The organism is Aeromonas salmonicida (genome assembly GCF_028355655.1).
In the GTDB taxonomy this organism is placed as follows: domain Bacteria; phylum Pseudomonadota; class Gammaproteobacteria; order Enterobacterales; family Aeromonadaceae; genus Aeromonas; species Aeromonas salmonicida.
In genome coordinates, this window is sequence record NZ_CP110645.1 from 2,376,579 (window position 1) to 2,400,982 (window position 24,404).

The following is a 24,404-nucleotide window of genomic DNA, read 5'->3' on the forward strand; positions in this document are numbered from 1 at the left end:
AGGGCCTCACTGATGGAGACTGACGCAATGGCTTATCCCGTGAAATGGTACGCGAGTGAAATGCAGGGCGCCCCGAGTCTGGGGGATACCGCCGATGGGGCGCTGGCTGCGCTGCTCAAGGCGGTCATGGTGACCGGCTTTGGCACCCTCACCATCAACGCCCTGGCCTGGGATGCGGCCAAGGGCTGGGCGGTGGCGACCTTCTCCGGTGGCCACGCCTACCTGCAAGACTCTGTGATTGAGGTTGGCGGGGTGAGCCCGGCGGCCTACAACGGCGAGCACAGGGTGATGCAGGTCAGCAGCACTCAGGTGTGGTTCGAGCTGGATGCAGGTGACCCGGGGGCGTCGGGGTCTGGCGCGGCCATGACCATGAAGGTGGCGCCGCTCGGTTGGACCATCAGCCACGAGAGCGGTGATGGCAAGGTGCTTATCATCCGGCCGACCAACGTCAGCGAGTCGGGCAATGTCTCTTTTCGCATCGACAACACGGCATTCAGCGGCTGGACCGGCACCTTTGGCGGATCAACCCATTACCTCGCCAAGATTGCCATGGTTGAGGATGTGGTGGACATCAACACCTACACCACAATCTACGAACACCGTTGGCCAGCGACCCAGCGTTATAGCCCAAAAGTATGGGATTTGATTGGTGACAGTCAGATGTTCTATTGGCTGCCCGCCATTGGCAACTATGGCTACCAGACCTTCTATTGTGCCGGGTATATCAAGTCTGTCAGGCCGGGGGATCGCTATCACGCTATCTTGCAGCATTATCCCGAGACCAATGCCGCCGCAGGCACCATCGTGTGGAGCAACAGGGATGGGTCAAACCCTAACTACTGGGGGACAACGCTGAGCGCATTTGATCAGTCAGGACAAAAGGCGATGGCGCGCCCCTACCATCAGCTGTTTGGCACCGTTGCGTGGTGGTTAAAAGGGGTGTTTGGCCGGTTTGGTACTGGTCTGGCTATGCCTAATGGACCTGACAATGCTTTCTATCTGTCAACCGATCCCGTCATGTTGCTGGAAACTGGCAACCACTTGCGTGGCTATATGCCAGGCCTGATTGTTCCGTATGCAGAAAGTGTGCCTTGGGCCCGCAAGAACTTTGCAAACTTGCCTGCTGTTGCGGGAAAAATAATCCGGTTTATCCGGCCGCTCTATCAGCTTGATGTGCGTGCCGCCGATCCCCGTTCCTTGGTCGGTTTCGACATCACCGGCCCCTGGAGGTAGCGATGAACCCAGCCTTGCATCAGCTAATCATGGATTCATCCCCCGCTTTTTACTTCCAGTTGGAAGATATGAGCGTTTACCCATCATTGGTGAACTTGGGCAATCAACCCATCACCAGCGCATGGAAAGGAGGAAGACCGTCTCTGGTGGAAACCCAAAACGGGAAAATGGCATGGCTAAAGGGGCCGGAATGGGTTGAGCTGAAAAATGGGCCTGCGGCCCTGGTGACAGGCAATGGGTTCACTATTGAAACCCTGTTGTTGATAGATGAAGAAAAACGCCTTTACTGGCGGTTGTTTGAGCTTGGGGTTAATACCACTAGCCCATTAATCGGTCTCTATTGCAATGGGTCATCTGATGACTTTGGTGTGCGTTATTGGACCCCCGCACAAAGCAGCTCATCCGCGATTGTCACCTATCCAAACATCAGGAATCGACTGCGCCATATTATGGCTGTGGTTGACCCGGTATCAGGGAAGGCAAGGCATTACATCGACGGCGTGCTTGTTGGTGAGGTGGCAAACACCTACTCCCTTGCCACATTGAACGCTGCCCTTGGCAACTTTTTCTTTTCTTTGTGGGGGCAGCTGGTCACATCAGGAGATCAAACATTCATCGGGTTAGCCAGCTATATCGCTGTTTATATGACGCCACTCAGCGCAGCGGATGCCGCTGCAAGGGCGGCCGAGATCAGCGGCTTGGGTGAAGACTGGGGGATAATGCAGATTGATTTCGTCAATCACAGGCAGACACTCACCCCCGCAAACCAGGAGCCCAGAGCCGTCTTCCAGCCGCAGGATGTGGCTTGGCGTGGCACCCCGCCGATGTATGCCGGTCCAGTCAATCAGCAACAGATGAGCCAGTCCATTGTCTGCAAGGGACATGACTATTTCTGGATCCGCGATGGGGTACAGAACGTGGCCCAGGGTTACATCAGCAACAGGGTGACCATCAACGGGGAGGGGGTCAGGCGCCGGGTGCTCTGCTTCAGCCAGGATGGGTATCTGGTGGACGAAACCTACAGCAGTGCCGTCGATGGGGTCTACCGGTTCGATCACCTCTGGTTGAACCGGCGTTACATGCTGGTCGCCCAGGACGATCCCGCCTTTGGCCCGGCCGATTACAACGCCGTGGCGGCTGACTACCAAGCCCCGACTCCTTACATCGTCTAGCGAGGTTTCCATGCTCACGTTCCACGACTCGGTGCGCACTGCCCGCGCCCAGATACTGGCCGACGCCATCGACCAGGGCAGTGCTGCCGCGGCCACCTTCAAGATCTACGGTGGCAGCCGCCCCGCAGTGGGTGCTGCCATCACCGACCAGCCGTTGCTGGTCACGCTGCAGTTCCAGCTGCCGTGTGCCCAGTCGGTGATGGGTGGAGTGCTGACCCTCAAGCCGCTGGCCGAGCAGATGGCCACCGGATCCGGTGCTCCCACCTGGGGGCGCTTTGCCAATCGGGATGGTGACTTTGTGGCGGATCTCGACGTGGGGCCACCGGGTAGTGGCGCCGATCTGGAGATCCCCACCAACGAGCTGTTTACCGGGGCCCTGGTGCGCATCAACACCGCCACCCTCACCGAACCGTAAGCCAAGACCTAACCACCGGAGCCACCTATGGCCAGAAAGGATGCGGCGCTTGAACTGCGCAAGGCGCGCCAGAGCAACGGCGATCTGGAGCTGAACCAGGCCGAGGTGGTGCGCTATGAGGCGGTGCTGCAGGGCACCTGCTTGCCGCCTGTGCTGGCCTGTTCGCCCGGGCTGGTGTTGCCTGCTGTGTTGGCTGGCCAGATAGCCGCCCCCGCGCTGGCTGCCGATGTGGGGCTCATCTTCCAGGGGGCGCTGGCAAGCCAACTCCCGGCTGCCGTGGCCGAGTTCCGGGGCACCATCGTCATTGAGTGCGCCATGGCCGTGACCACCGAGCGGGTGATCCACGACTTTGATGCCGGTTATGACGTGAACGTGTTCCGGGGGCCGAGCCATGCCAGCGCCAGTGATTGGGGGCGGGCGGATCTGGTGAGCGGTGGGGTGGCCAGTGACTGGCAACGTCCCGCCATTGAGCGGGCCACCTGCGCCGCTGATTGGCAAGAAGCCGCGCCGTTAGAGGCCGCCATTGCCGAGCACGGGGATCTGATGCCACCCCGCTATGAGCTGAACCGAGGGGTGTTTGAGGAAGGGGCACCGCTGGGTCATGCCCATGGCCAACAGGTTGACAACCTGCCCCCTGGCCATGCGGCTATCCGTTCGCTGTGGGTGGAGGGGGAACAGGTCGGCCGCTGGCAGTTAAGCGGCTATCGCAACCCGCCGCGCTTTGATCAGGTGTGGCAGGCCGACCAGTGGCAGGAAGGGGCCAAGCTGGGCAAGGTCATCGGTGGCCAGCGCTGGCAGTTGGGGGCCTCGCTGCATCTGCACTGGCTGGATGGTTGGGACGAAGCCATGCTGCCCCCGTGGGGCACAAGCCCACCACCCAAGCCGCCGATCACCCCGGAGCGCCCGGACAAGCGCACCAAGGCACTGGCGTTCGGCCGCCAGCGTGGCGATGCCAGCCTGGAGTTTGTCTGGCACGGGCAAGGCGCCCACATCGTTATCCCGACCCGGAGGGTTTATCTGGTGAGTAACACAGCAAGCATTGTGCGCGTGCGCGATGGCCTCGACATCCCGGCCACCGCTGTGAATATCGAGCTCGACACCGACTCCTGGGCCTGGCAGTTCAGCGCCCAGATCCCGCGCATCGCGGCGGCGGCCCTGACTGATAAGGAAGAGGTGAGCATCCACATCAACGGCCAGCAATGGGAGTGCGTGTGCGATGGCTGGCAGTCGAGTCAGAGCTTTGCCCGCGAGTCGGCCACCCTGACCGGTCGCTCTCGCACTGCCTACCTGTCGCCGACCCATGTATTGGCACAAGCGGTGAGCGAGAGTGCTGCGGCTACCATGGCCCAGTTGGCGGCCGCCGTGCTGCCGTTTGGCTGGACACTGGAGTGGCAGGCGGCGGATTGGCTGGTACCGGCCGGCTTCTTTAGCTTGGATAACCAGACGCCAATCGAGGTGGTCAAGTACCTGGCCGAGGCGGCCGGTGGCTTTGTGCTGCCACACCAGCGCAACCGGCATCTGGTCATCAAGCCGCGCTATCCCACTGTGCCCTGGCAGCTTGAGACGGCGTTGGCCGATGTGGCCATCCCCCGCGCCATCATTACTACCCTTGGCAGTGACTTCCAGCCGGGGCAGGCGGCCAACGGGATCTGGGTCAGCGGTGGTCATCAGGGGATCAGTGCGCGGGTCATGCGGCAAGGTACTGCTGGCGAGCAACTGGCCCAGAGCATCACCCATCCGCTGGTGTGCGATGTGGTGGCGGCCCGCGCCCAGGGTGTGGTGGGGCTGACCAAGACCATGCCCAAGCGCACCCAGACCATTGAGCTGCCGTTGTCTGCAGATACGGGCTTGATCCTGCCGGGGGCGCTGCTCGCGGTGGATGGCTGGAAGGGGTACAACCGGGGCGTCAGGGTCTCTGCTGCGTTGCAGAACAAGGCCATGACGGTGCGCCAGCAATTGAGTGTGGAGCGATTTGTATGAACCTGTTCAAGCGATTCCTGGAGCTGGTACCTGGTGCCGACCCGCTGCTGGTCGGTACCGTGACAGCCATGACCAGTACCACCACCACCCTGGATACGTTGGCAGGCGGTACCGTCACAGTACGAGGTGTCGGGGTAACCATCGGCAAGAAGGCATTTTACAGGGGAGGGGAGCTTGCCGGAGAGGCGCCGGACTTACCGACCTATGAGATAGAGGTGTAATTCGGTCCAACCTATTTGATGTACCAACTGCTTTGACAGCTTCTGAATTAACAAAGCAGTCGCTCAAGGAGCAACCAATCACGCTTGTCTGAGTCGTGACGTCTGATACAATCCTCGGCGTACATGCTTATTGATGGTTTCAGACACAAAATAAAGTGTGTACCGCTATGTGTACCAACCGTATTGTGAACGGTGAAACTCATAAGTGAACCTCTTGAAATTTAAAGATTTCTCTAGCCTACATGTGCCCTTTGGTAGGGGGCACCACTGTATAAGGAAACACACAATGCCAATCATTACTCTGCCTGACGGCAGCCAACGTCAATTTGCCCACTCCGTTTCCGTTATGGACGTGGCCGCGGACATAGGTCCCGGTCTCGCCAAGGCGTGCATTGCCGGTCGGGTAAACGGTGAACTGGTGGATGCCTGCGAGCTCATCGAAGCCGATGCCTCCCTGGCCATCATCACCGCCAAAGACGAAGAAGGTCTGGACATACTGCGCCACTCCTGTGCTCACCTGCTGGGTCATGCCATCAAGCAACTCTGGCCCCAGACCAAGATGGCCATCGGTCCTGTCATCGATAACGGTTTCTACTACGACATCGATTTGGATCGCACCCTGACCGACGACGATCTGGCTGCCCTGGAAGAGCGCATGCTGGCGCTGGCCGCCAAGGATTACGACGTCATCAAGAAAAAAGTCTCCTGGCAGGAAGCGCGCGACGTGTTCGAAGCCCGTGGCGAGACTTACAAGGTCGAGATCCTGGATCAGAATATTGCCCGTGATGATCAGCCAGGTCTGTATCATCACGAAGAGTACGTCGACATGTGTCGTGGTCCGCACGTGCCCAACATGCGTCACTGCCACCACTTCAAATTGCAGAAAATGTCTGGCGCCTACTGGCGTGGCGATTCCAACAACAAGATGCTGCAGCGCATTTACGGCACTGCCTGGGCTGACAAGAAGCAGCTCAAAGGCTACCTGCAGCGTCTGGAAGAGGCGTCCAAGCGCGACCACCGCAAGATAGGCAAGCAGCTCGACCTGTATCACATGCAGGAAGAAGCGCCTGGCATGGTGTTCTGGCACAACGATGGCTGGACTATCTTCCGTGAGCTGGAAACCTTCATCCGTGGCAAGCTCAAAGAGTACGACTATCAGGAAGTGAAGGGTCCCTTTATGATGGACAGGGTGCTGTGGGAGCGTTCAGGCCACTGGGAGAAGTATGCCCAGGCCATGTTCACCACCCAGTCCGAAAACCGCGAGTACGCCATCAAGCCGATGAACTGCCCGGGTCACGTCCAGATCTTCAACCAGGGTCTGAAGTCCTACCGCGATTTGCCGCTGCGCATGGCCGAGTTCGGCTCCTGCCACCGCAACGAACCGTCCGGTTCCCTGCACGGTCTGATGCGGGTGCGTGGTTTTACCCAGGATGACGCTCACATCTTCTGTACTGAAGAGCAGATCATGGAAGAGGTGTCTGCCTGTATCCGTATGGTCTATGACGTCTACGGCACCTTTGGCTTCGAAAATATCGTGGTCAAGCTCTCGACTCGTCCTGAGCAGCGTATTGGCTCCGATGAGGCCTGGGATCGCGCCGAGGCCGCTCTGGCCGAAGCCCTGGTGCTGAACGGCCTGAAGTACGATTTGCAGCCGGGTGAGGGGGCCTTCTACGGTCCCAAGATCGAATTTACCCTGCATGATTGCCTTGATCGTGCTTGGCAGTGTGGTACCGTGCAGCTCGACTTCGCCCTGCCTGGACGTCTGGGTGCCACGTATGTGGGTGAAGACAACGAACGCCACGTACCGGTGATGATCCACCGGGCCATTCTGGGTTCACTCGAGCGTTTCATCGGTATTCTGACCGAAGAGTACGCCGGATTGTTCCCGACTTGGTTGGCTCCGACTCAGGCTGTGGTCATGAATATCACAGATAATCAGGCCGATTATGCGGTAAAAGTAGCCAAAGCATTGAATGATGCGGGTCTTCGCGCAAAAGCGGACTTGAGAAATGAGAAGATTGGCTTTAAAATCCGCGAGCATACTTTGAAGCGAGTACCTTTCATGCTGGTCTGCGGCGATAAAGAAGTTGAAGCCGGTAAGATTGCAGTACGGACTCGTAAAGGGGCTGACCTGGGCACTTATCCTGTTGAAGAGCTAGTTGCTCTGTTGACCCAGGAAGTTCAGACCCGCGGACAAAAGAAAGTGGAGGAATAAGCTATAAAAGGCGGAAAAAAACTGGGCAAGCAACCGCAAGCCCGCGCTCACCGGATCAATACCGAGATTCGTCTGAAAGAAGTTCGTCTCACTGGTATTGACGGAGAGCCTTTGGGTGTCGTCGAGATCCATGATGCACTGAACTTGGCCCTTGAGGCTGGAGTAGATCTGGTCGAGATCAGTCCTAACGCTGAACCGCCCGTTTGCCGCATCATGGATTACGGCAAATTCCTCTACGAAAAGAGCAAAACAACCAAAGAACAGAAGAAAAAGCAGAAAGTCGTCCAGGTCAAGGAAATCAAATTCCGTCCTGGTACTGACGAAGGCGACTATCAGGTAAAACTACGCAACCTGGTTCGCTTTCTAGAAGACGGGGACAAGGCTAAGGTCACCCTGCGCTTCCGTGGTCGTGAAATGGCTCACCAGGATCTTGGTATCAAGGTTCTGGAGCGCGTCAAGAACGATCTGGAAGAGTTGGCCGTAGTGGAGTCGTTCCCGAAAGTCGAAGGCCGTCAAGCTGTGATGGTCCTCGCACCCAAGAAGAAATCTTAAGGCCCACAAGAAATTGACTCATGGGTTCGCGCCCATGAGTTGGTTCGCCTTGCGATTTTGTTGTCACTCACAATGCGGAGTATGAAATGCCGAAGATGAAAACCAACCGGGGTGCTGCAAAGCGCTTCAAAAAGACTGGCTCGGGTCGCTTCAAGTGCAAGCATAACCACCTGCGTCACATCCTGACCAAGAAGAGCAGCAAGCGTAAGCGCAAGCTGGGACCGAAGTTCATGGTTTCCGCTGCCGACCACAAACGTGTTGTCGCTTGTCTGCCGTACGCATAAGGGGGGATGTAAAAAATGCCAAGAGTTAAACGTGGTGTGACTGCTCGAGCTCGTCACAAGAAAGTAATGAAAGCCGCCAAAGGTTACTACGGCGCCCGTTCCCGTGTTTACCGCGTAGCGGTACAAGCGGTAACCAAAGCTGGTCAGTATGCCTACCGTGACCGTCGCCAGAAAAAGCGTCAGTTCCGTCAGCTGTGGATTGCGCGTATCAACGCTGCAGCCCGTCAGAACGGTCTGTCCTACAGCCGTCTGATCAACGGTCTGAAGAAGGCTTCTATCGAGATCGATCGCAAGATCCTGTCCGATATCGCCGTTCACGACAAGTTGGCTTTCACCGCCCTGGTTGAAAAGGCTAAAGCAGCACTGGTTTAATCCGGTTCTGTTATGAAAGATAAAAGGAGGCTCAGGCCTCCTTTTTTGTTGTCTGCAATTTATCCAGTTCTGTTGTCAGACCCGACTGTTACCTCTGCATATCTGCAACATGATTTCATCATATGCCAACAAACTAGTATTGTTTCCCCATATTTAACGGGGATAGGGGAGCGGGTCAGCCTCTTCCCCGATAACAAAATGATTTCTAGGGAGAAAAGGCCACCTTAACTATGGTCAGCGAAGGGGCTTTTTTTGTATTATTCCCCTCTTGACCTTATTTAGCCTAACAGGCTCCTGTTTCGGGAGTGGTGACGAGGAAGACATGCAACAGCTTGAAGAAGTAGTCGGCCAGGCCAAGGCCGAAATTGAGGGCGTCAACGACGTTGCGACCCTCGACGAAATCCGGGTCAAATATCTGGGTAAAAAAGGCTTTTTTACCGAGCAGATGAAGACATTGGGCGCCTTGTCCGCCGAAGAGCGTCCCGCCGCGGGCGCCGTGATCAACCAGGCCAAGCAGCAGGTTCAGGATGCCCTGAACGCACGCCGTGATGCACTGGTGGAGCAGGAGCTGAACCAGAAGTTGGCTGCCGAGACCATCGATGTGAGCCTGCCGGGCCGTCGCATCGAGAACGGTGGTCTGCACCCAGTGACCCGTACCATTGAGCGCATCGAACGCCTGTTTGGCGAGATGGGGTTCAAGGTGGAGCGCGGTCCCGAAATTGAAGATGGCTTCCACAACTTCGATGCGTTGAACATTCCGGCCCATCACCCGGCACGTACCGATCACGACACCTTCTACTTCAATCCCGATCTGATGCTGCGTACCCACACCTCGGGTGTGCAGATCCGCACCATGGAACATCAGCAACCTCCGATCCGCATCATAGCGCCGGGCCGCGTCTATCGTAACGACTACGACATGACCCACACGCCAATGTTTCACCAGGTTGAAGGCCTGCTGGTTGACGAGCATGCCAGCTTTACTGAGCTCAAAGGCATACTGCACGACTTCCTGCGCAACTACTTCGAGGAAGATCTCACCATTCGCTTCCGTCCTTCCTATTTCCCGTTCACCGAGCCGAGTGCCGAAGTGGACGTCATGGGCAAGAACGGCAAGTGGCTGGAAGTGCTGGGTTGCGGCATGGTGCACCCGAACGTACTGCGTTCGGTCGGTATCGATCCGGAAAAATACTCCGGCTTTGCCTTCGGCATGGGCGTTGAGCGCCTGACCATGCTGCGTTACGGGGTCAACGACCTGCGTGCCTTCTTCGAAAACGACCTGCGCTTCCTCAAGCAGTTCAAGTAAGGGCGAGAGAACATGAAATTCAGTAAATCCTGGGTGATGGAGTGGGTCCGCACCGAGTTGAGTGACAATGCACTGGCCGAGCAGATCACCATGGCTGGTCTGGAAGTGGACGCCGTGGAAGCGGTGGCTGGCCAGTTCAACAATGTGGTCGTGGGTGAAGTGGTCGAATGCGCCCAGCATCCGGACGCCGACAAGCTGCGGGTGACCAAGGTCAACGTGGGCGAGGCCGAGCTGCTGGACATCGTCTGCGGCGCGCCGAACTGCCGCGCCGGCTTGAAAGTGTGCGTGGCCAAAGTAGGGGCGACCCTGCCGGGTGATTTCACCATCAAGAAAGCCAAACTGCGTGGCCAGCCGTCTCACGGCATGCTCTGCTCTTTCAGTGAGCTGGGTATCGACGTTGAAGCCGATGGCATCATCGAGCTGCCGGCCGATGCCCCCATCGGTACCGACATTCGCGACTACCTCAATCTGAACGACGTCTCCATTGACGTGGATTTGACCCCGAACCGTGCTGATTGCCTCGGTATCGCGGGGCTCGCCCGTGAAATCGGCGTGCTCAACAGCGTGGACGTGGTTGAGCCGACCTGGACGCCTGCTGCTGCCACCTGTGATGCGACCTTCCCGATCCGGGTGGAGGCGCCAGCCGATTGCCCCCGTTATCTGGGCCGCGTCATCAAAGGGCTGAACCTGCAAGCCAAGAGCCCGCTCTGGATGCAAGAGAAGCTGCGCCGTGGTGGTATCCGCTCCATCGACGCCATCGTCGACATCACCAACTTCCTGCTGCTGGAATATGGTCAGCCGATGCACGCCTTCGATCTAGCCAAACTGGCAGGGGAACTGGTGGTGCGCCGCGCCCGTGCTGACGAGCCGATGACTCTGCTCGATGGCAACGAGGTGAAGCTCAAAGAGAGCACTTTGGTGATTGCCGATGCCAAAGGCCCTGCCTGTATGGCCGGTATCTTCGGCGGTGATCGCACCGGTGTGTCCGAGACCACTACCGATATCCTGCTGGAGTGCGCCTTCTTCGCGCCGCTCTCCATCACGGGTCGTGCTCGCGCTTACGGTTTGCACACCGATTCGTCACATCGCTTCGAGCGCGGGGTCGATCCCGAGCTGCAAGCCAAGGTGATGGACAGAGCCACCCGTCTGCTTCTGGATATCTGCGGCGGCGAAGCGGGTCCGGTCATCGAGGTCAAATCCGATGCCCATCTGCCCAAAGCGGCGCCCATCAAGCTGCGTCGCACCAAGCTCGACAAGGTGATTGGCATCAGCGTGGCTGACGCTCAAGTGGTCGAGATCCTGACTCGCCTCGGCATGCAGGTCACTGTGGATGCCGACGGCTGGACTGCACTGGCACCCTCCTGGCGTTTCGATATCGCCATTGAGGAAGACCTTATCGAGGAAGTAGCCCGCATTTACGGCTACAACAATATCCCGAACCTGAAACCCGCAGCCTCTCTGGCGATGGTTGAGCAGGCAGAAGGGCAGGTGACCCTCAAGCGGGTGCGTGACCTGCTGGTTGACCGCGGCTTCCAGGAAGCGATCACCTACAGCTTCGTCGATCCCAAAGCGCAGCAACTGCTCTATCCGCAAAGCGATGCCATAGTGCTGCCGAACCCGATTTCGGTCGAGATGTCCGCTATGCGTGTCTCCCTGTTCCCGGGTCTGGTGCAGGCAGTGGTCTACAACCAGAATCGTCAGCAGCCGCGGGTACGTTTGTTCGAGCAGGGTCTGCGTTTCATCAAGGACGCGAGCGCCGAGAACGGCATCCGTCAGGAGCCGATGCTGGCCGGTATCATCACCGGCAACCAGAGCGACGAGCACTGGGACATCAAGAGTCGCGCAGCTGACTTCTTTGATTTGAAAGGGGATCTGGAAGCCGTGCTGGACTTGACTGCCGAAGGAGCTACTTTCAGCTTCGAGCGTACCGAGCACAGTGCCCTGCACCCGGGCCAGAGCGCAGCCATTTTGCGCAATGGCGAGGTGTTCGGCCATATCGGCGTGATCCACCCGAGCCTCGAGAAGAAGCTGGGTCTCAAGACCCGTGCCATCATGTTCGAGCTGGAATTGAACAAGCTGATCCCGGCCAAGGTGCCGGTTGCTGCCGAGGTTTCTCGCTTCCCAGCCAACCGTCGTGATATCGCCGTGGTGGTAGACCGTCAGGTTCTGGCCGGTGATGTCCTCGCAGTAATTAAAAAAGTTGGCGGAAATCAGGTAGTTGGAATAAACTTGTTTGACGTATACCAGGGTGCTGGTATGGCCGAGGACAAGAAGAGCCTGGCCATCAGTCTTGTATTGCAAGACACCCAGCGCACTCTGGAGGAGAAAGAGATTGCCGAGACCGTAGACAATGTCGTGCGGGCCCTTGGTGAAGAGTTGAATGCATCCTTGAGGGATTGATCTATGGCGCTTACCAAAGCCGACATTGCAGAGCACCTGTTCACCCAACTCGGGATGAGCAAGCGTGAAGCCAAAGATATGGTGGAAGCCTTCTTTGAGGAAATCAGACAGGCGCTTGAGCGTGGTGAACAAGTCAAGATTTCAGGCTTCGGTAACTTTGACCTTCGTGAGAAGAATCAGCGTCCCGGACGTAACCCCAAGACAGGCGAGGATATTCCTATCAGCGCCCGTCGGGTGGTGACCTTCCGGCCTGGCCAGAAACTCAAGGCCAGGGTAGAAAATGTTGAACCCAACGAGTGACAAAAAGCCAGGCAAACGCCTGGCTTTTACTTTTTCATGATGAAATCCAACTTATTGTTCGGTCTGTTGCTGGCCATGCCGGTGCAGGCCATGACGCTGCCTCTGTCTCCCGCCACCCAGGCGTATGCTGACACTCTCACATCGCTGACCATCTGTTACCCCGCCCTGATCCGGCCGCCCTATCTCGAGGAGTCGGGGGGACTGCTTATCGATCAGCTGGACCGGCTGGCTGAACAGCTGCCGGTGCCCTTGCTGCACGAGAAGCTGCCAAACTGGCCCGCGGTTCAGCAGGCCCTGCTGGCGGGGCGCTGCGATCTCATCCCTGACATAGGCCCTTCACGGCAGGCGTTGCCTGGCATGGCGCTCAGTCGCGCCCTGCTGGAAGCCGAGTCCGCCATTCTTTACAAGGGTGAGCTGGAGCGTGCCACCTTCCTGGTGTCACCCCTTTGGCAGGCGAGCGAGGTGCTCAAGACACTCTATCCCCATTCGACCCAGCGGGTCCTGACCGATGCCGTCAACTGGTACTCGTCACTGGTGGCGGGCAAGGGAACGGCCTACCTCGGCGACTACCTGCAACTGCGTTACCTGATGCGCGAATACCCGGATGTGGGACTGCGTCTGCGCCGTTTGCGCAGCGATGAGCTGGTGCTCAGCTATCGGCTGATGATGCGCGACAAACCAGAACTCAGGGCGCTGGTCGACATGGCGATCCGCTATATGCCGCCCGGGGGCGTCTACAAGGATCTCGAGCGCTATCTGGAGCAGGGGGAGCAGGACATCAACCCCTTGCACTTTACCGACAAGGAGCAGGCCTGGCTGGTCGGTACCTCCCGTGCCGTCAAGTTGGTGGTGAACCCTGCATTGATGCCTTATAGCGGCATCGACAAGCAGGGGCAGCTCAGGGGCTGGAGTGCAGATGTGCTGCGCCGGGTGAGCCAGCAGACCGGGATGATTTTTCATGTGGTGCCAGTCAAGGACACCGAAGACGCCCTGGCCAAGCTGCGCAGTGGCGAGGCAGACATGATGGCGGGTCTGCTGGAGACACCGGCGTTGACTGGCGAGTTTGATTTCACTCGCATCGTGGTAGCCAGTCGTTATGCCCTGGTCAGCCGCAAGTTGCGGTCTTTCGATCGACTCGAGGAGATCAAGGGTGAGCTGGTCGTGCCCGCCAGCCTCTATGATCCCGACATGCTGGCCCGTCTTGGCAAGCATGCATGGCGCAAGAGCCAGACCCTTGAGTCAGGCATTGCAGAGGTACAGGCGGGCAGGGCGGAGGCCATGCTGGCCGAGCTGTATCAGTTGCAATATCCGCTTCGCAACAATCTGCTGGCTGGACTGGATATCAAGGAGCTGCCGGATCGTTTCGGGCTAGGGTTTGCCATCAGTCCCCGCAGCCCCAGGCTGGCCGGTGTGATGGAGCAGAGTCTGATGACCATCACAGGCCAGCAGAACGCTGATCTCAACCAGCGCTGGCGTCAGCTGGTGCTGACCCAGCAGAGCGGCGTCAGCTATGGCATCTGGCTGGGATCCGTGTTGCTGGCATTGCTGATCAGTGCTGGTGTCATCTGGTTGATCTGGCGTTCCCGCCAGCAGCTGGCGCGAGAAGTGAGCCGGCGTCAGGAGATGGAGCAGACGCTGGCACTGGAGAGTCAGTTCAGGGAATCCCTGTTCCAGGCACTGCCTGTGCCCGTCTTCCTGCGAAATGATCAGGGAGAGATCATCAAGCGCAACAAGCAGGCCAAACGGCTGGAGGCTCGCTATCTGGCTGAACTCAGCCTGCCGCCGTCCCAGTTGCAGGGAACAGAAGGGGAAATGACCCTCGGCGATCAGGTGTTCTCCTATGCCCAGATCCCGCTGCGACTGGGCAAGCAGGCGCCGGCGGGGGATCTGATCGCGCTCTCCGACATCAGCGCCCTGCGCGAGCGTACGCGTTTGCTGCATCAGGCCGAGCGACGTCTGCGCGCCCTTACCAATACGGTGCCTGGCGTCGTCATCCAGTTCCTCTTGCAGCAGGGGAAAATAACCCGGGTCGAATTTATCAGCCGTGGCAGTTACGAGCTGCTGGGCCTGGCCAGCCAGCAGATCCGCCGCCATCCCGACAGCGCACTCAGCCGTCTTGTACATCAGGACAGGCGCGAGATGCGGGCGCCCATGCTGGCCATGTTGCATGCCGGCCAACCATTTTCCTACGCGCTGCGCTATGAGCATCCGGTCAAGGGCACGCGCTGGCTGCAATGTTATGGTCGCGGCCGCAGCCAGCAGGAAGGGGGGTGGCGGGTTTACGGTGTGGTGCAGGATGTGACCGCCAGGGTCGAGCAGGAGCGTGCCTTGCAGGCATCCCATGAGCGGGCTGAACAGGCCGTCCTGGCCAAGGGGCGCTTCCTCGCTGCGGTGAGCCATGAAATTCGTACTCCCATGAATGCCATTCTGGGGCTGCTGGAGTGGCTCAATCACACCCCCTTGTCAGCGGAGCAGCACTCAGCGCTCTCCCATGTCAGACAGGCGGGGGACGAGCTGCTCGGTCTGCTCAACGATGTGCTCGATTTCAGCCGCAACGAGAACCGGCAGCTGGCGCTGTCTCCCCAGCCAACCGACCTGGTTGATTTGTGCGAGCATGTGGCGGCGGTGCACTGGTCCAAGGCCCGCTCCAAGCGGTTGCAGCTGCGACTGGATATCGACCATCACCTGCCCGCCCAAGTGGAGCTGGATCCCCATAGAGTGCAGCAGGTGCTGCACAATCTGCTCGCCAATGCCATCAAGTTCAGCTGTGCAGGTGAAGTCGTGCTGTGGGCACGCCGTCAAGGCGACCGTCTGCTGTGCGGCGTGGATGATGACGGGCCGGGTATCAGCGACGATCTGCTGCCTCGCCTGTTCCTGCCATTCGAGCAGGGAGGAGAGGAGGGCCAGCCCAGGGCTCAGGGCACCGGATTGGGGCTGGCCATCAGCCGCCAGCTGATGGAGCAGATGGGTGGCGAGATCCGGGTCGAACCGCGTCCTCTCGGGGGCAGCCGTTTCACCTGCAGCTTGCCCTTGGTGCTGCTGCACGAGATGCCACGCTGGCAACCGAGAGTGGCCAGCGTCAATATCCAGCTGAACGATGCGGAGCGTGCCTATCTCGTGCCCTGGCTTGGCGAGCTCGGCCTGACCGAAGATCCCGCCGGCCCATTGCTGCGCGCCGCCGAAGATGATCAGGGTCTGCGTTACTGGGACTGGCAGGGCGAGCCCTGGGTGCCAGGCTCTGTGGTCAGCCTGTTGCAGCCAAGGCTGGTGTCCTCTGCCCTGGAGGAGATGAGTTTGCCAGGGCAGGGGATGCGGGTGTTGCTGGTTGAAGATCACGAAGTGAATCGGGTGTTGATCTGCATGCAGTTGACCCAGCTGGGGGCCGAGGTACTGAGTGCGGCCAATGGTCGGCTGGCGCTCGATATTCTGCAGCACGAAACCGTGGATCTGGTGCTGACCGATCTGCAGATGCCAGTGATGGATGGTGCCCAGCTGTGCCAGCAGTTGCGGGATTCTGCGCGCTGGCATCATCTGCCTGCCTACGTTATCACCGCCGATCTCAGCGAGCAGGCGGCGCAGCGACTGGCCAGCTGTGGTTGTCGAGGACATCTGGACAAGCCCTTGCTGCTTAAAGATCTGGCCAATTTACTGCGCAGCGTGCCAAGGCTTGCGGACACGAGTGTCCTCTTGTCCGCACCCTCTCCCGGCACCGCAGGCGAGGAAATGGGAGCCGGGTGGCATGAGCCGGCACTGCCCCTCCTGAGTCGCGAGTTGATAAACCTCTATCTGGAGGCAACTCGTCAAGATCTGGCTGACATTGAGCAGTGCATCACACAAGGAGATGCTGAAGCGCTTGATGCGGCTTTACACAAGATGAAGGGGGCGGCCAAAATGGTGGGCGCCACCCCGCTGATCCAGGTGATCGAGCAGTGGAAACGGGATCCACAACAACCCCTGATGTCCCCGCTGCGGCACGCTCTGGATGAAGTCTGCCGGCGATTAGGTGAGAGAGTCTGACATGATCATCACAGATGAAGAGTTATTGGCGTTGCTGAACTCGGAAGAGACCCAGGAGCGTTTTTTTTATCCGGTGACCCTCTATGCACTGGACGGAGTGGCCTATCAGGCGGCAAAAGCCGTTGCCTTGCCCGAATTTGCCACCTTGCGTCGTACGCAACCCGATGCCCGCTGGCCGTGGGAGGGGTTGTTCGCCGCCGGTGCCATCGCCCTGTTTGACCCCGCCTCACACGCCGGTGCCGACTATTTGCCGCAGTTGATGAACCAGAGCGATGGCATCTATCGCCTCTCGGATGACTGGCTGGCAGGGGTCCATGACAGGTACCAGCAGTGGCTGCAGTGGCTGGCACAGATGCAGATCTTGTTGCTGGAGGATCACCCGTTTCAAGGCGCCCATATCCAGCAGGAGATCCAGGGATTGGGGCTGTCCTGCCAATGGGTGCAGGATGGCGATGCCTGTATCCATGCCCTGGAACAGGGAGGCGTCAAGCTACTCATCAGCGATCTCAGCCTGGTGGAGCAGGATGCCATCGGTCTGCTGATGAGCCAGCCTCAATATCAGCAAAGCGGCCTGCCCATCATATTGCTGTCGGCACACGATCAGACCCTGATCGACGGGGCCCGCCGGCTGTTGCACGATGCGGGTTTCAATGTGGTGGCCGCCCTGGCCAAACCGCTGTTGAGCGATGATCTGCTGCGGCTGCTCAAGGCGCTCTATCTGGGGCCACAGCGGCAGCAGCGGCTCAGTGGCCTGCGCCGTACCGTCCGCAGCTGGCAAGGGGAGGAGAAGGGGCTGCTCGGGCTCTTGTCAGACCCGCCATCTCCGCTGCCCATCTGGCTGGCGGTGACAGGTTTGCCGCCACGGTGGGAGCTGGTGCGGGATTGGCTTGGCAGGCAGGGACGAGATGCCACTGAACTGACTCTGGTCATTCACCGCCGTGATCATCTGCTCAGCCAGGCCGAGCGGTTCGCACTGGTGCTGCAAGCCAGTCTGGCTGGCGTCAAGCTTGCGCTGCTGCTCGACAATGACCAGCATATGCCGTTTGATTTGCTGGAGAGGGTGCCATTGCAGCACCTGCTGCTGGGGCAGAGCCTGCTCCCGGGGCTCGAGGCCATGACGGCGGACTCCCTGCTGGGCCGCTTCATCTATAGGGCCAGAGAGCTTGGCATTGCCCTCTATCTGGATGATCCCTTCAACCTGCTCGACAGCACCCTGTGGCGCGATCGCGGCATGATGGGGCGCTGGTAACCCGTGCCCCGTTACCTCTGCTGGCCCCCCGATGAGGCGCGTTTGCGACGCAGCCTGGCTGGCTGGCTGCATCCGACGTCACGGGCCTCCTTGCCCTTGATGATGGAAGTGGGCGGGGTCCCCTGCCGCTTGCAGGAGTTGGCTGGCGCCGATCCGGAATCGATCAGAGCCGCCTACGAGGCGTTGAGCGAGCAGAGCATTTACCTGCGTTTCATGCGGGCAAAAAAGCCGGCTACCGATGATCAACTCGCCTTCTTTCTCGACTATCCCAGAGCCCCCCAGATAGCGCTGCTGCTGACCGATGGTCAGGGGCGGCCGCTGGCCCAGGCCCAGTCCATACGTCGGCGGCTGCACCCGGATCGGGCCGAATTCTCCTGTCTGGTCGCAGATCACTTCCAGCACAGAGGGGCGGGCAGGCGCATTCTGCTGGCACTGGCACTGCTGGCGCGCGCCGAGGGCATTCGGGAGTGGACGGCGGAAGTATTGGCCCAGAATCGCCCCATGCTGGCACTCCTGCGCGGGTTGGGGCTGCCGCTCACCCTGGTGACGGGGCGGGAGCTGGTGTTTGTCCGGCTCGATCTGAGCGTACTCGATACCCTGTGAAGCGGGTATCCTCATAAGACCAAGGGTGAATAGGCTGCCTTTTCAGCCTGTGCTAAGGTCAGCCTTGTATGGGATCAGAGGGAAGCAGTCATGGTGCAATCAGCGAAACACATCGTCATTCTTACCGGCGCCGGTATCTCTGCCGAATCCGGCATCAAGACCTTCCGTGCCTGTGACGGCTTGTGGGAAGAGCACAGGGTGGAGGATGTGGCGACCCCGGAAGGGTACGCCCGGGATCCCGCCCTGGTGCAGGGTTTCTACAACTCGCGCCGTCATCAGCTGCAACAACCGCAGATCCATCCCAATCCTGCACACTATGCCCTGGCCCGCCTCGAGCGCCTGTTGCCTGGCACTGTCACCCTGGTGACCCAGAATATCGACAACCTGCACGAGAGTGCGGGCAGCAAAAATCTCATCCACATGCACGGAGAGCTGCTCAAGGCCCGCTGTCCCGAGTCGGGCCAGGTGATCGAATGGCGCGGCGATCTTCATCAGGATGAACTGTGCTCCTGTTGCCAGTTTCCCCAGCCGCTGCGCCCGCACGTGGTCTGGTTTGGCGAGATGCCGCTGGGGCTGGATCGCATCTATGGCGCCTTGGCCCAGTGCGACCTTTTCATCTCCATCGGGACCTCGGGGGCCGTCTACCCTGCTGCCGGCTTCGTGCATGAGGCCGGGCTGAACGGTGCCCATACCATAGAGCTCAACCTGGAACCGAGCGAGGTGGGCAGCCAGTTTGACGAGAAGCGCTATGGACCGGCCTCCCTGCTGGTACCCGCTTTCGTTGACGAGTTGCTGGAGCGCTGCGGCGTGCATCAACCCAAACAGATAGAGGGTCACAACTGGATGGAGATGCGTGGATCCTGAGCTACTGTGTGACGTCACAGTTGCAATGAGAGTGTGAAATCGCGACACTGACAACCAAAATATGGGACGCAGTTGGCGCAAATGATCATGACCCTAGTGAAGCAATGGATCGCTTTTTTTCTCCTGATGTTGGTCAGTGCCAGCGCATTGGCATCGATACCCCTGATGACACTGGTGCTGCCCGATGGTCGGCAGATAGCGCTCGATGACGCTGCGCTGGCCGCCTTGCCGCAAACCCAATTCAAGACAGCGACCCCCTGGACCACGGATATGCATGACTACCGTGGCCCGACCCTGGCGGCCGTGCTGGCGGCGCAAGGGGTCAAGAATGCGGGCAAAATTGCGGTCTCGGCGCTTAATGGCTATCAGCAGGTGGTGGATCTCGCCCTGTTTGAGGAGGCACCATTGACCCTGGTGCGCCATGAGGATGGCAAGCCGCTGACCCGCCGCAACAAGGGACCGCTCTGGTTGCTGATCCCCCTTTCCAGTTACCCCAAGCTGGATATCCCCCTCATTCATAACTGCATGGTCTGGCAGGTAACCCGCATCGAGATCATCGGCTGATGGGTCGTCAGCGTCACAATCTGCTCCTGGTCTCAATCACCCTGCTGTTTCTGTTCTCCTCGGGTTGCGGGCTCTATCTGCAGCACCGCCAGGAGCAGCTGGTCGATACCTTCTATCGCAACATTCACTGGAACATCAGCCAGGTGATGCTGGAGTCCCAGCGTTTTCTCTACGACTTGCGCCTCTACCGGGCCGGGCAACTGGATATGGAGACCCTGAGCCTGGATTACGATCTGTTGTGGAACCGGCTGGATATCTTCCTCATCAGCAGCGAGACCGCCGATGCGCGGGAGCGTCACGGACTGGGCAAGGCCCTGGCCGGACTGTTCGAGCAGATTAAACTGCTCGAGCCCCAGATGCAGGCCGGGCAGTTGCGCGAAGGGGCCGAGCTCGAGCAGTTGCAGACCAGGATTGCCGAACAGACCCATCAGATAGGGGTGGTGGGCGATCGGATCCTCTCCAGTCAGGAGCGGGAAGCCTCGGTCAACCAGATCCGCAGCAGCCTGTTCTGGCTGCAAATCTGTCAGTTGATCCTGTTGGTGACCGGTGGTGCCCTGGTGTTTGCCCTCATTCGAGCCAACTTGCAAAACCGGCGCCTCTCTTTGCTCGACCCCCTGACCCAGCTTGGCAATCGCCGGGCCTTGCAGGAGCAGCTGACTCGCTCGTTGCAATCTTCCCGCGCTCAGGCACTGGTGGTGCTTGATCTGAAGCGCTTCAAGCAGGTCAACGATCTGCTTGGCTATCAGGTGGGGGACAGGTTGTTGCAAACGGTGGCGAACAAGCTGCAGCAGGCCTACAGCGGGCACGCGTATCGGCTGGGAGGGGACGAGTTTGCGGTGATCCTGACCGAAGACATACAGGGCATGGAGGAACAGATCCAGGCCCTGAAGCAGCTGCTGCATTTCGAGTTTGTGACCCGGGAGAGCCGTTTCGAGCTGGCGTGCCGGCTGGGGGTTGCCCAGGTAGAGGAGACGCAGGATCCCAATCGACTGCTGGATCAGGCCATCCTTGCCCTCAATCAGGCCAAACGCGATGCCAATGGGGATATCGCCTGGTTTCAGCCAGGTATGTTGCAGCAATTGCAGCTGACCCAGCGTCAGTTGCACCAGCTGCGGGACTGGTTGGCACACCGGATACCATCCCCTCTGGTGGTCGATATGCCATTGCTGAGCAGTGAGAACGGGCTCAGAGTGAGGGGGGTGTTGCTGCGCTGGCAGGAGAATCTGGCACCCTGCGAGATGAGCTGGCTGCAGGAGGGGGGCATACTGGGGCCCGTGATCGCGCGGTTGCTGCAAGAGCATGAACAAGCCGCACTCGGTGAGCCTCAACCACTGCTGATAGCGCTCAATCATCAGGCCCAGCTGGCCCATGTGCTGGCCTATCTACCTGCCACTGTGCATGTCGAGCCGATCTTGCTGTTACCTGCCTTGCAACAGGATGCCAGCTTGCTGGCCAAGGTGAATCAGCGCGGTTGTACCCTGGCGCTGAGCGAGCTTGGCAGCAGCACGCCAACGCTGCTGGCCGCCGGCTGGCCGGTGCGCTACTGGTTGCCGGAGAGCGCAAGCCACACCGGCTTGTTGCAACCGCTGGCACAACAGTTGGGGTTGGTGCGCCTCATTCCGGCAGATGTTCAGGCTGCGCGGCAGGCCTGACTGGCTGCGATAAAAAGGGCGATCCTATGGATCGCCCTTTTTGCATGCGTCTTTCAGCGGGTCAGGGGGATGGGAAGGGCGCGCAGGATTGTCTGATCACCAGGTCTGGATCAACAGTGATCAGGTGGTTATCCACTGTCACCCCATTGATACGTGCCAGCAGCCGGGTAACGGCGAGGCGCCCCAGCTCCTCCTTGGGTTGATTGATGGTGGTGAGTGGCGGCGACAGATACTGCGCCAGCGCGACATTGTCATAACCGACGATGGAGATGTCCTGCGGTATGTTCAACCCCGCCTGATGGGCGGCACTGATGGCCCCCATGGCCATCATGTCGTTGAAGATAAACAGGGCGCTTGGCCGTTTGGGCTGAGCCAGCAGGCGCTGCATGGCATTGAAACCACTGGCACAGTCGAAATCTCCCTCCTGGATCCAGGCCGGATTGACGGTCAGACCCGCTTCCTGCATCGCCTGCTCAAAGCCAGCCTGTCGCTGATTGGCGGGGGCTCGGCTGTGGGGGCCCGTGATGCAACCGACATCGGTGTGACCGAGCGCCAGCAGATGGCGGGTGGCCAGATAACCGCCGCGATGGGAGTTGTCGGCGATGAGGTCCACGTCCTTGCTCTCCATGCCCCAGTCCATCACCACAACGGGCAGGCTCTTGAGCCAGTCGAGCTGGTTGAACACCTCCTGTTGCCCCTCGCTGCACATGATGAGCAGGCCGTCGACCCGCTTGCGCAACATCATCTTGAGGTAGGAGAGCGCCGTCTCGGCTTGACCTTCGGTGTTGCCCAGCATCAGGTTGTAGCCCTGCTCGAAGCAGTAGCGCTCCACCCCGCGCACCACCTCGGCAAAGAAGGGGTTGCTGGAGGTGGTGACCAGCATGCCGATACTGTTGGTCTCCTTCACCTTGAGGCTGCGGGCCACCAGGCTGGGGGCATAATTGAGTTCGCGCATGGCGGCAAAGACCCGCTCACGGGTCTCTTGTGCCACGAAGCGGGTCTCGTTGATGACATGGGAGACGGTAGTGGTGGAGACCTCTGCCCGCGCCGCCACCTCCTTGATGTTGGCCATCAGTGCCCCTGCGCAGTCTGGGCAAGCAGGAAGGCGTCGACCTCAACCTTGCTTGGGATCGAGCTCTGGGCGCCGAACTTGGTGACAGAAAGCGCCGCCGCGCCGTGGGCAAAGCGCACCGCGGCGTTGAAGTCTGCACCGGCAAGCTCGGCGGCCAGCAGGGCGCCGTTGAAGGTATCGCCCGCGGCCGTGGTGTCTACTGCCTCAACCCGAAACCCCGGGATGAGCGGTTGCTGCCGGGCGTTGCTGCAATAGACCCCTTGAGAGCCCAGGGTGATCATCACATCGCTTATTCCCATCTGGTGGAAGCGGGCCGCCGCCTGAGCCGCGCTAGCCTCGTCGCTCACCTTGACGCCGGTCAACAGCTCGGCTTCGGTCTGGTTGGGGGTGATGAGATCCACCAGCGCCAACAGCTCGGCCGGGAGCGGGCGGGCAGGCGCCGGATTGAGTACCACCCGGGTGCCGTGGGATCTAGCCAGCTTGGCGGCTTCAAACACGCTTTCAAGCGGCACTTCCAGCTGCAGCAGCAGGGTATGGGCATCGGCAATCATGGCTTCATGGCGTTTGACCATGGCAGGAGAGAGGGCGCCGTTGGCCTCGGTGGAGATGCCTATGCTGTTTTCCCCCTCGTCGCTCACATAGATGATGGCGATGCCGGTGGGCAAGGTCTCATCGAGTTCTACTGCACTGACGTCTATGCCATCTTGCTCGAAACCCTGGCGCATCTGCTGGCCGATGGCGTCATCACCGATGCGGGCAATAAAGGAGACAGGGGCGCCGAGACGTGCGGCAGCCACCGCCTGATTGGCCCCCTTGCCACCCGGTACCACCTGATAGCTGTGGCCGGTCAGGGTTTCACCGGGGCGAGGAAAATGAGGGACGCGCAGTACATGATCCGCATTGACACTGCCCAGAACAACGAGACGATTCATTCTTATCACCCTTGATTTGGAACATCTTGGTTTGAGTGGGCCCAAGCCAAGATGCACAGCTGATGGAAACTCAAGAAACAAAGGGGGAGGCCAAGCTCCCCCCTATCACATTACTTGCTGACGATTTGCAGCGGTACCGGGATGGATTTTTCTACCGGCTGACCCTTGAGTACCTTGTCGGCAGTTTCCACGCCGATGGCACCGATCAGGGCCGGTTGTTGCGCTACTGTGGCGGCCAGTTTGCCACGGGAAACGGCGGCCTTGCCATCATCAGTGCCGTCGAAGCCGACGATCATCACCTCTTTGCCAGCCGCCTGTACGGCGCGGATGGCACCCAGCGCCATTTCGTCGTTCTGGGCAAACACGGCTTGCACGCCCGGGTGCGCTGCCAGCAGGTTTTCCATGACGTTCAGCCCCTTGGTGCGGTCAAAGTCGGCAGGCTGGGAGGCCAGCACTTCCAGCTTGTTGGCAGCCACGGCCAATGCGAAACCTTCGCCACGGTCACGGGCGGCGGAGGTACCTGCGATCCCCTCAAGCTGGATCACCTTGGCGCCAGCGCCCAGTTTCTGGGTGATGAAGTCGCCAGCCAACTTGCCGCCAGCCACGTTGTCGGAGGCAATGTGGGCTTTGACCTCACCCTGAGCGGCACCGCGATCCAGGGTCAGCACAGGGATGTTGGCCTTGTTAGCCAGGCGGATGGCATTGCCAACTGCCTCGGAGTCGGTCGGGTTGATCAGGATGGCGTTGACCTTGCGCACGGTGAGATCTTCCACGTTGGAGAGCTCCTTGGCCGGGTCATTCTGGGAGTCCAGTACCACCAGTTCATAACCAAGCTCCTTGGCTTTGGCTTCGGCCCCCTCTTTCATGGTGACGAAGAAGGGGTTGTTGAGGGTGGAGACCACCATCGCCAGGGTCTGATCGGCGGCCTGGGCGGTGCCCAGCACAGACATGATGGCGGCAGCGAGCAGGGTATTGAGCTTTTTCATCATTTCATTCCTTGT

Annotated in this window: 21 protein-coding genes; 18 read left to right on the plus strand and 3 right to left on the minus strand. The window is 59.5% G+C overall.

The window, feature by feature from the left end; translation table 11 throughout:
• Positions 1 to 27 precede the first annotated feature (27 nt).
• The 18 genes from ONZ54_RS11430 to ONZ54_RS11515 all read left to right on the plus strand — a co-directional run bounded on the left by ONZ54_RS11430 (position 28) and on the right by ONZ54_RS11515 (position 21,399).
• Complete coding sequence (locus ONZ54_RS11430) at positions 28 to 1,233, plus strand: hypothetical protein (protein ID WP_271788212.1); 1,206 nt, start codon at positions 28 to 30, stop codon at positions 1,231 to 1,233.
• Between the two features lie 2 nt (positions 1,234 to 1,235).
• Entirely contained in the window at positions 1,236 to 2,405 is a 1,170-nt protein-coding gene (locus tag ONZ54_RS11435) for a LamG-like jellyroll fold domain-containing protein (RefSeq protein ID WP_271788213.1), read from the plus strand.
• Positions 2,406 to 2,415: 10 nt separating this feature from the next.
• Entirely contained in the window at positions 2,416 to 2,820 is a 405-nt protein-coding gene (locus ONZ54_RS11440; RefSeq protein ID WP_271788214.1) for a hypothetical protein, read from the plus strand.
• Positions 2,821 to 2,847: 27 nt separating this feature from the next.
• On the plus strand, positions 2,848 to 4,800 hold the full coding sequence (locus ONZ54_RS11445; RefSeq protein ID WP_271788215.1) for a hypothetical protein: 1,953 nt from the start codon (positions 2,848 to 2,850) through the stop codon (positions 4,798 to 4,800).
• Positions 4,797 to 5,021, plus strand: a complete 225-nt coding sequence (locus ONZ54_RS11450; RefSeq protein WP_271788216.1) for a hypothetical protein — start codon at positions 4,797 to 4,799, stop codon at positions 5,019 to 5,021. The genes ONZ54_RS11445 and ONZ54_RS11450 overlap by 4 nt, the downstream gene beginning before the upstream one ends.
• 286 nt (positions 5,022 to 5,307) lie before the next feature.
• The gene (gene thrS, locus ONZ54_RS11455) at positions 5,308 to 7,236 is read left to right on the plus strand and encodes a threonine--tRNA ligase (protein ID WP_021138702.1); all 1,929 of its coding nucleotides are present in this window, start codon (positions 5,308 to 5,310) and stop codon (positions 7,234 to 7,236) included.
• A 21-nt stretch (positions 7,237 to 7,257) separates the two neighbouring features.
• Positions 7,258 to 7,788, plus strand: a complete 531-nt coding sequence (gene infC / locus ONZ54_RS11460) for a translation initiation factor IF-3 (protein ID WP_155603220.1) — start codon at positions 7,258 to 7,260, stop codon at positions 7,786 to 7,788.
• 86 nt (positions 7,789 to 7,874) lie between these two features.
• A complete protein-coding gene (gene rpmI / locus ONZ54_RS11465; protein WP_005315535.1) occupies positions 7,875 to 8,072 on the plus strand; it encodes a 50S ribosomal protein L35 in 198 nt (65 codons plus the stop codon).
• 15 nt (positions 8,073 to 8,087) lie between these two features.
• A complete protein-coding gene (rplT, locus tag ONZ54_RS11470) occupies positions 8,088 to 8,444 on the plus strand; it encodes a 50S ribosomal protein L20 (protein ID WP_005300683.1) in 357 nt (118 codons plus the stop codon).
• A 322-nt stretch (positions 8,445 to 8,766) separates the two neighbouring features.
• A complete protein-coding gene (gene pheS, locus ONZ54_RS11475) occupies positions 8,767 to 9,750 on the plus strand; it encodes a phenylalanine--tRNA ligase subunit alpha (protein ID WP_005315542.1) in 984 nt (327 codons plus the stop codon).
• A 12-nt stretch (positions 9,751 to 9,762) separates the two neighbouring features.
• A complete protein-coding gene (pheT, locus tag ONZ54_RS11480) occupies positions 9,763 to 12,150 on the plus strand; it encodes a phenylalanine--tRNA ligase subunit beta (RefSeq protein ID WP_271788217.1) in 2,388 nt (795 codons plus the stop codon).
• Positions 12,151 to 12,153: 3 nt separating this feature from the next.
• Entirely contained in the window at positions 12,154 to 12,450 is a 297-nt protein-coding gene (ihfA, locus tag ONZ54_RS11485) for an integration host factor subunit alpha (RefSeq protein WP_005300715.1), read from the plus strand.
• A gap of 54 nt (positions 12,451 to 12,504) precedes the next feature.
• The gene (locus ONZ54_RS11490) at positions 12,505 to 16,467 is read left to right on the plus strand and encodes an ATP-binding protein (RefSeq protein ID WP_271788276.1); all 3,963 of its coding nucleotides are present in this window, start codon (positions 12,505 to 12,507) and stop codon (positions 16,465 to 16,467) included.
• Between the two features lies 1 nt (position 16,468).
• Entirely contained in the window at positions 16,469 to 17,716 is a 1,248-nt protein-coding gene (locus ONZ54_RS11495) for a response regulator (protein WP_271788218.1), read from the plus strand.
• A gap of 3 nt (positions 17,717 to 17,719) precedes the next feature.
• Positions 17,720 to 18,319, plus strand: a complete 600-nt coding sequence (locus tag ONZ54_RS11500) for a GNAT family N-acetyltransferase (protein ID WP_271788219.1) — start codon at positions 17,720 to 17,722, stop codon at positions 18,317 to 18,319.
• Positions 18,320 to 18,409: 90 nt separating this feature from the next.
• Complete coding sequence (gene cobB / locus ONZ54_RS11505) at positions 18,410 to 19,183, plus strand: Sir2 family NAD+-dependent deacetylase (protein ID WP_005315566.1); 774 nt, start codon at positions 18,410 to 18,412, stop codon at positions 19,181 to 19,183.
• An 87-nt stretch (positions 19,184 to 19,270) separates the two neighbouring features.
• Positions 19,271 to 19,747: a putative pterin-binding protein gene (locus ONZ54_RS11510; protein ID WP_059167855.1), complete on the plus strand. Its 477-nt coding sequence runs from the start codon at positions 19,271 to 19,273 to the stop codon at positions 19,745 to 19,747.
• The gene (locus tag ONZ54_RS11515; protein WP_271788220.1) at positions 19,747 to 21,399 is read left to right on the plus strand and encodes a GGDEF domain-containing protein; all 1,653 of its coding nucleotides are present in this window, start codon (positions 19,747 to 19,749) and stop codon (positions 21,397 to 21,399) included. Before ONZ54_RS11510 ends, ONZ54_RS11515 begins: the two co-directional genes overlap by 1 nt.
• 61 nt (positions 21,400 to 21,460) lie before the next feature.
• Here the strand turns inward: ONZ54_RS11515 and ONZ54_RS11520 are convergent, their stop codons facing one another.
• From ONZ54_RS11520 to rbsB, 3 genes are all read right to left on the minus strand, one after another.
• Entirely contained in the window at positions 21,461 to 22,471 is a 1,011-nt protein-coding gene (locus ONZ54_RS11520; RefSeq protein WP_021138709.1) for a substrate-binding domain-containing protein, read from the minus strand.
• Positions 22,471 to 23,403: a ribokinase gene (gene rbsK / locus ONZ54_RS11525; protein WP_271788221.1), complete on the minus strand. Its 933-nt coding sequence runs from the start codon at positions 23,401 to 23,403 to the stop codon at positions 22,471 to 22,473. Before rbsK ends, ONZ54_RS11520 begins: the two co-directional genes overlap by 1 nt.
• A 110-nt stretch (positions 23,404 to 23,513) precedes the next feature.
• A complete protein-coding gene (rbsB, locus tag ONZ54_RS11530; RefSeq protein WP_021138711.1) occupies positions 23,514 to 24,389 on the minus strand; it encodes a ribose ABC transporter substrate-binding protein RbsB in 876 nt (291 codons plus the stop codon).
• Positions 24,390 to 24,404: the final 15 nt, after the last annotated feature.